This window comes from Candidatus Symbiopectobacterium sp. (genome assembly GCF_020054415.1).
Taxonomy (GTDB): Bacteria; Pseudomonadota; Gammaproteobacteria; order Enterobacterales; family Enterobacteriaceae; genus Symbiopectobacterium.
In genome coordinates, this window is record NZ_JAHWCO010000266.1 from 1 (window position 1) to 6897 (window position 6897).

7 protein-coding genes are annotated in these 6897 nt (G+C 53.8%); 5 read left to right on the forward strand and 2 right to left on the reverse strand.

Annotated features, from left to right (window positions below):
* Positions 1 to 247: 247 nt before the first annotated feature.
* A complete protein-coding gene (tolC, locus tag QZ506_RS07650) occupies positions 248 to 1624 on the reverse strand; it encodes an outer membrane channel protein TolC (RefSeq protein WP_291970173.1) in 1377 nt (458 codons plus the stop codon).
* Positions 1625 to 1911: 287 nt separating this feature from the next.
* On the opposite strand from tolC, the gene nudF reads away from it, so the two are divergent.
* The 5 genes from nudF (at position 1912) to parE (ending at position 6431) form a co-directional block, all read left to right on the forward strand.
* Positions 1912 to 2544 carry an ADP-ribose diphosphatase gene (nudF, locus tag QZ506_RS07655; RefSeq protein WP_291970175.1) on the forward strand — a complete coding sequence of 211 codons (633 nt, stop codon included), beginning with the start codon at positions 1912 to 1914 and terminating at the stop codon, positions 2542 to 2544.
* A 4-nt stretch (positions 2545 to 2548) separates the two neighbouring features.
* The gene (locus tag QZ506_RS07660; protein WP_291970177.1) at positions 2549 to 3001 is read left to right on the forward strand and encodes a DUF1249 family protein; all 453 of its coding nucleotides are present in this window, start codon (positions 2549 to 2551) and stop codon (positions 2999 to 3001) included.
* Between the two features lie 16 nt (positions 3002 to 3017).
* Positions 3018 to 3845: a 3',5'-cyclic-AMP phosphodiesterase gene (gene cpdA / locus QZ506_RS07665; RefSeq protein WP_291970179.1), complete on the forward strand. Its 828-nt coding sequence runs from the start codon at positions 3018 to 3020 to the stop codon at positions 3843 to 3845.
* Positions 3845 to 4426 (forward strand): esterase YqiA, encoded by a 582-nt coding sequence (gene yqiA, locus QZ506_RS07670; RefSeq protein ID WP_291970181.1) that lies wholly within the window; start codon positions 3845 to 3847, stop codon positions 4424 to 4426. The genes cpdA and yqiA overlap by 1 nt, the downstream gene beginning before the upstream one ends.
* A gap of 109 nt (positions 4427 to 4535) precedes the next feature.
* Complete coding sequence (parE, locus tag QZ506_RS07675) at positions 4536 to 6431, forward strand: DNA topoisomerase IV subunit B (RefSeq protein WP_291970184.1); 1896 nt, start codon at positions 4536 to 4538, stop codon at positions 6429 to 6431.
* A gap of 5 nt (positions 6432 to 6436) precedes the next feature.
* On the opposite strand, the gene QZ506_RS07680 is transcribed toward parE, so the two are convergent.
* Positions 6437 to 6733 (reverse strand): GNAT family N-acetyltransferase, encoded by a 297-nt coding sequence (locus tag QZ506_RS07680; protein WP_291970186.1) that lies wholly within the window; start codon positions 6731 to 6733, stop codon positions 6437 to 6439.
* Positions 6734 to 6897 lie beyond the last annotated feature (164 nt).

The following is a 6897-nucleotide window of genomic DNA, read 5'->3' on the forward strand; positions in this document are numbered from 1 at the left end:
CAAACACGCTTATCACGACTGGTGTCATGAAGGTGTTCGAGTTCGGCTTTTTGCTTGTCGGTAATAAATATCTTCATAGTGGGTGAGCATGATCTTCTTACCGCGTAAAATCAAGCATCTTCAATGATCACGGGTATATACATTTTATTGCGCGCTTGGACGGCGTGGAATCAATCCAAGGCAAACCCAAAGGAGATACGCTGCGTATCTCCTTTGGGTTATCAACCGTCAGAACCGTGCGATCTGATTAGCCGCGCGGCGCTTTCGGCTCCAGTGCGGTGCTGTCAGTAAAGACTGGTGACGTGGAAACGTCCTGACCTAACGCGCCGTTCAGCGCCTGCAAGTCGTTTTCATTCAAGGTGCCTAACGCTGACTTGATGTTCAACTGGTTGATCAGGTAGTCATAACGCGCGTTAGAAAGCTGCTGCTTGGCGTTATATAACGTGGTGGTGGCATCCAACACGTCGACGATGGTACGCGTACCCACCTGATAGCCCGCTTCCATCGCGTCCAGAGAGCTCTGCGCTGACACTTCTGCCTGTTTGTAAGCGTTGATGCTGCTGATCGAGGCAGAAATATTGTTAAACGAGGAGCGTACGGTCTGCACCACGGAGCGATGCGCGCTTTCCAGCAGTTCGCTGGCGCCGACAAAGCTGTGCTGTGCCTGTTTTACGCGTGAGCTGTTGGCACCGCCGCTGTAGAGCGGCACGGTTAATGACAGGCCGATTTTGTTTTGGCCTGCATCAAGATCCCTTGAGGTATTATTGGAACCGGTGTTACGCGTGTTGCTGACGCCGGAGGAAGCCGTCAGATCCAAGGTTGGCATATGGCCGGTTTCCGCTGAACGAATCTGCTCACGCGCCAGATCCTGGCTCAAGCGAGCGGACAACAGTCTCAGGTTATGGTTTTCCGCGTCTTTCAGTAAGGTGGCGATTTCCCCCGGTTTCTCGGTGGAGAATCGGGTGATGTTCAGCCCTGCCAGTTGCGGATAGAAGTTGCCGCTGACCTGACGCAGATTTTCCAGCGCGTTATCCAGCGTGTTGCGAGCGGACACTTCGTTGGCCAATACGCTGTCATATTGCGCACGGGCGTTTTGTACGTCGGTGATAGCGACCAAACCGACATTAAAGCGCTGAGTGGTTTGATCGAGCTGGCGGTAAATGGCCTGTTTCTGGGCGTTAACGTAGGAGAGCGCGTCAATGGCGCGCAGCACGTTGAAATAAGCAGTGGCCGTATCCAGGATTAATGACTGCTGTGCGGTCTGATAGGTAACATCTTGAATGCCCGCCTGCTTTTCTTGCAGCGTCAGGGCGCGCCATTTCGACATATCAAACAGGGTCTGGGTCAACTGCAAGGAACCGCTGGTAACGTTGCTGTTCACGCCATTGTTATCGCGAAAACCTTTGGTGTAACCGTAGTCAGCACCGAGCCCGAGTCGTGGCAACAGGGTGCTGCGAGCCTCGTTGATTTTCTCGAAAGCGGCATCACGGGTGGCAGCCGAGCTGCGTAAATCCGGGTTGGTGGTTTTAGCTTGTTGATAGACCTGTAACAGATTTTCCGCGTGACCCACGGCGCTAAAGCCGCTCAGGCTCAGACCAATAAGAAGAGGGAGCAATTTCTTCATGTGCATTCCTTGTTGTGCAGCTAAGGCAACGATGTAGCGGAGATGGCGCTGTCAAAAAACGAATCCGGCAGATTCTATCAGAATATGCCAATAGGATAAGTTGGCTGAACGTGCCATCTTCCCCCTGACCGACCCCATTAGGGGGTTTAATTTGCTCTCAGACCCTAACGTTTGGTCAAATAGGTGTTCTATTAATCCAATTTATCACAAAGCATCGCAAGTATGATGTCCATCATGATACATGAGACACATCCTCGTACCTGCTGTTGCTCGCAAGGAGTTGAGGTATGGCTGTGTCTGCGTCCCATCCGGCGACTTTCCATAAAGACGATGTAGAAATTATTGCACGAGAGTCGCTGTACGAGGGTTTTTTTTCGCTCGAGCGCTACCGTTTTCGTCATAGGTTGTTTAACGGTGAGATGAGCGGTGAAGTCAGCCGGGAAATTCTGGAGCGTGGTCATGCGGTTGTGCTGCTGCCCTACGATCCGGTTCGGGACGAAGTGGTGTTGATTGAACAGATCCGCATTGCCGCTTATGACACCAGTCCGACCCCGTGGCTGTTTGAACTGGTGGCCGGCATGATTGAGCTAGGTGAATCTCTGGAAGCGGTGGCGCGACGTGAAGCGCAGGAAGAAGCAGGTCTCAACGTTGGGCGCTGTAAACCGATTATCAGCTATCTGGCGAGCCCGGGTGGCACCAGTGAGCGTCTGGCGGTGATGGTGGGCGAAGTCGATGCCCGTGCCGCACAGGGCATTCACGGTCTGGCCGAAGAGAATGAAGACATTCGGGTGCATGTCGTCAGCAGCGAACAGAGCTACGCCTGGGTAGAAAGTGGAATTATTGATAACGCGGCGTCTGTCATTGCGCTGCAATGGTTGGCGTTGCACCATACGCAATTGAGAAAGGCGTGGACGGAGTAAACCGATGAAACGCTACACCCCGGATTTTCCGGCCATGATGCGGCTGTGTGAAATGAATTTCGCACAATTACGCCGTTTACTGCCGCGAAAGGATGAAGTCGGAGAAAGTGCGGTTTATCATGTAAATAGTGCAAGCTATCGCTTAACGATAGTGGAATCCACGCGTTATACATCATTGGTTGAAATCCAGCAGATTGCGCCCGCCGTCAGCTACTGGAGCCTGCCAACGTTAAGCGTGCGACTCTACCACGACGCGTTGGTTGCGGAGGTGTGTGCCGGTCAGCAGATCTACCGTTTTAAAGCACGTTATGATTACCCGAATAAAAAATTGCATCAACGTGATGAAAAGCATCAAATTAATCAGTTTCTTGCTGATTGGCTAAGGTACTGCCTGGCGCATGGTCTTGCATCGGCACAGCGAAATGCCGATTCCAGTCTGTTAGACAGATTTCAGTAACCAAGGATACTATTTTTTGGAAAGTCTGCTGAAAGTTCCTGTGGCGAGTTGGGCCAGGATCAGGATTTTACAAATAACCGATACCCACTTGTTTGCCGGCGAGCACGAGACTCTGCTCGGCGTGAACACATACCGTAGTTACCATGCCGTGCTGTCTGCCATTCAGGCGCAGGGGCAGGATGTTGACCTTATTGTGGCAACGGGAGATCTTGCTCAGGATCATTCGCAGGAGGCCTATCATCACTTCACGCGCGGCATTGCGCAGCTATCCGCACCTTGCGTATGGCTGCCGGGAAACCATGATTTCCAGCCTGCGATGGTGGATGTGCTGGCGCAAGCTGGCATTGCGCCTTCCAAGCACGTGCTGTTGGGCGATGCCTGGCAGATTATTTTATTAGACAGCCAGGTGTTTGGCGAACCCCACGGCGAATTGAGTGAATATCAACTCGAGTTGCTGGAGCGCAGCCTGTTGCGTTTTCCAGAGCGTCATACGCTGTTGCTGTTACATCATCATCCGCTGGCTTCAGGCTGTACCTGGCTCGATCAGCACAGCCTACGTAACGCGCACCATCTGGATGCGGTACTGGCGCGTTATCCGCAGGTGAAAAATGTGCTGTGCGGGCATATTCACCAGGAGCTGGATCTCGACTGGAACGGGCGCAGGCTGATGGCGACGCCTTCCACCTGTGTGCAGTTCAAACCACACTGCACTAACTTTACCATTGACGATGTCGGGCCCGGCTGGCGTTATTTGGATCTGTTATCGGACGGTTCGCTGGAGACGCGCGTTTACCGCCTGAGCGGTAGCGAGTTTTTGCCTGATATGGATTCGGACGGCTATTAATGCCTACGCTACTCTACCTCCATGGTTTCAACAGTACGCCTAAATCGGCCAAAGCGACGGCGCTAGCTGCATGGCTGGCGCAGCACCATCCCCAGATTGAGATGCTGGTGCCGCAACTGCCGCCCTATCCTGCGGAGGCTGCCGATCTGTTGGAATCGTTGGTGATGGAGCGGACGGGGCATCCCATCGGCCTGGTGGGGTCATCGCTGGGCGGCTATTATGCCACCTGGCTGTCGCAATGTTTTATCTTGCCCGCAGTGGTCGTCAATCCGGCGGTAAAACCCTTCGAACTGTTGCTGGAACATCTCGGCGAATATCGTAACCCCTATACAGGTGAAGAATATGTGCTAGAGTCTCGGCATATTTACGACCTGGAAGTGATGCAGATTGAATCACTCGAGGCGCCTGATTTACTGTGGTGTTTGCTCCAGACAGGGGATGAAGTGCTAGATCATCGGCAGGCTGTGGCGTATTACACGGCGTGTCACCAGACGGTGGAATCGGGTGGGAACCACAGTTTTGTTGGGTTTGAACAGTATTTTGACCCCATTGTGCGTTTCCTTGGATTGAGCGACGATTGACCCGTTCTGTACTGCACTGCCCACGGACAGCGACAATGCGTGGTCCGTGGGCAGTGCATCCTCTCAGCGCCATTCCGTTTTACACATTTAAACAACGACTAACGCGAATATGAGTCAATCAAGTTATAACGCTGATGCCATTGAGGTGCTCAGCGGCTTAGACCCGGTGCGCCGCCGTCCGGGGATGTACACCGATACTACACGCCCCAACCATTTGGGGCAGGAAGTGATTGATAACAGCGTCGATGAAGCGCTGGCGGGCCATGCGCGCCGTGTTGACGTTATCCTGCATGAAGATCAGTCACTTGAAGTGATTGACGATGGCCGTGGTATGCCTGTGGATATCCACCCTGAAGAAGGGGTGCCCGCCGTTGAACTGATTCTGTGTCGCCTGCACGCTGGCGGGAAATTCTCCAACAAAAACTATCAGTTCTCCGGTGGTTTGCACGGTGTGGGCATCTCGGTGGTGAACGCGTTATCTTCACGGGTGGAATTGACCGTGCGCCGCGACGGGCAGGTTTACGACATTGCCTTCGAAAACGGCGAGAAGGTGCAAGCGTTAACGGTGAGCGGCACCTGCGGACGGCGCAATACCGGTACACGTGTGCATTTCTGGCCGGATGCCAGCTTTTTTGACAGCCCGCGTTTTTCTGTCTCGCGCCTGACGCATTTATTGAAAGCCAAAGCGGTGCTGTGCCCCGGCGTGGAAATCACGTTTAAAGACAAGGTCAACAATACCGAACAGCGTTGGTGCTACCAGGATGGCCTGAACGACTACCTGTGCGAAGCCGTTAACGGTTTGCCGACGCTGCCGGAAAAACCGTTTATCGGCGCTATCGCGGGCGATACCGAAGCGGTGGACTGGGCGTTGCTGTGGCTGCCGGAAGGGGGCGAACTGCTGACGGAAAGCTACGTCAATCTGATCCCCACGGTACAAGGCGGAACGCACGTTAACGGCCTGCGTCAGGGCTTGCTGGATGCCATGCGTGAGTTTTGCGAATTCCGCAATATTCTCCCGCGCGGCGTGAAACTCAGTGCCGAAGATATCTGGGAACGCTGTGCTTATGTGCTGTCGGTGAAGATGCAGGATCCGCAGTTTGCCGGGCAGACCAAAGAGCGCCTTTCTTCGCGTCAGTGCGCCGCGTTTGTGTCTGGCGTGGTGAAGGATGCGTTTAGCCTGTGGCTGAACCAGAACGTGCAAGCGGCTGAAATACTGGCAGAATTAGCAATTTCCAGTGCCCAGCGTCGCATGCGTGCGGCCAAAAAAGTGGTGCGCAAAAAATTGACCAGCGGCCCGGCGTTGCCGGGGAAACTGGCGGACTGCACCTCACAGGATTTGAATAAAACCGAACTGTTCCTGGTGGAAGGGGATTCTGCGGGCGGCTCCGCCAAGCAGGCGCGTGAGCGTGAGTTTCAGGCCATCATGCCGCTCAAGGGCAAGATCCTCAATACCTGGGAAGTCTCTTCCGATGAAGTGCTGGTCTCGCAGGAAGTGCATGATATTTCTGTCGCAATCGGCATGGATCCCGACAGCGACGATCTCAGCCAGTTGCGCTATGGCAAGATCTGTATTCTTGCGGATGCCGACTCGGACGGTTTGCACATAGCCACGCTGCTGTGTGCGCTGTTTGTGCGCCATTTCCGCCCGTTGGTCGCAGGCGGCCATGTGTATGTCGCCATGCCGCCGCTCTACCGTATCGATCTGGGTAAAGAGGTGTACTATGCGCTGGATGAAGAAGAAAAAGCCGGCGTGTTGGAGCAGCTTAAGCGCAAGAAGGGCAAGCCTAACGTTCAACGTTTTAAAGGGTTGGGCGAGATGAACCCGCTACAGTTGCGCGAAACCACACTTGATCCCAATACGCGCCGCTTGGTGCAGCTCACCATCAGCGAAGACGATGTGAACGAAACGCTGGCGGTGATGGATATGCTGCTGGCGAAGAAACGCTCGGAAGATCGCCGCAACTGGCTGCAAGAGAAGGGCGATCGTGCGGATATCGAGGTGTGATGCTGCTATCGCGTAATCTTGTATAAACAGAACCGCTCTAGCGCGTGACCCGCCGGTATTTTGGGATAATTAAAATCTTTACCGGTGTTGGTCATGCCTACCTTTATCATCACACGCTGTGAAGCCATATGTTGCAGCGGGGTATAGGCGTAGACCTCTGGTGACTCAAGTTGCTCAAAGGCATAACGGACTACGCGTTTTGCCCCTTCCGTGGCATAGCCGTTTCCCCAGTGCCACGCCTGTAAGCGCCAGCCCGCTTCGATAAGCGGCGCGTGAGGAATGCCGCTCTCTTCCTGCTGCATATTCGCATCGTGATCGATCAGTGATTCGCATGAAAGGTCGATCACTGATTCGCGTCGTATCGATCACTCCGGGACTTAACTCTTTTAACCTCCTCTCCATTCGCAGTTTCTACTGAAATGGAGATAACGATGGCCAGAAAGAGAAAAAGCAGGAGTCCCATGGA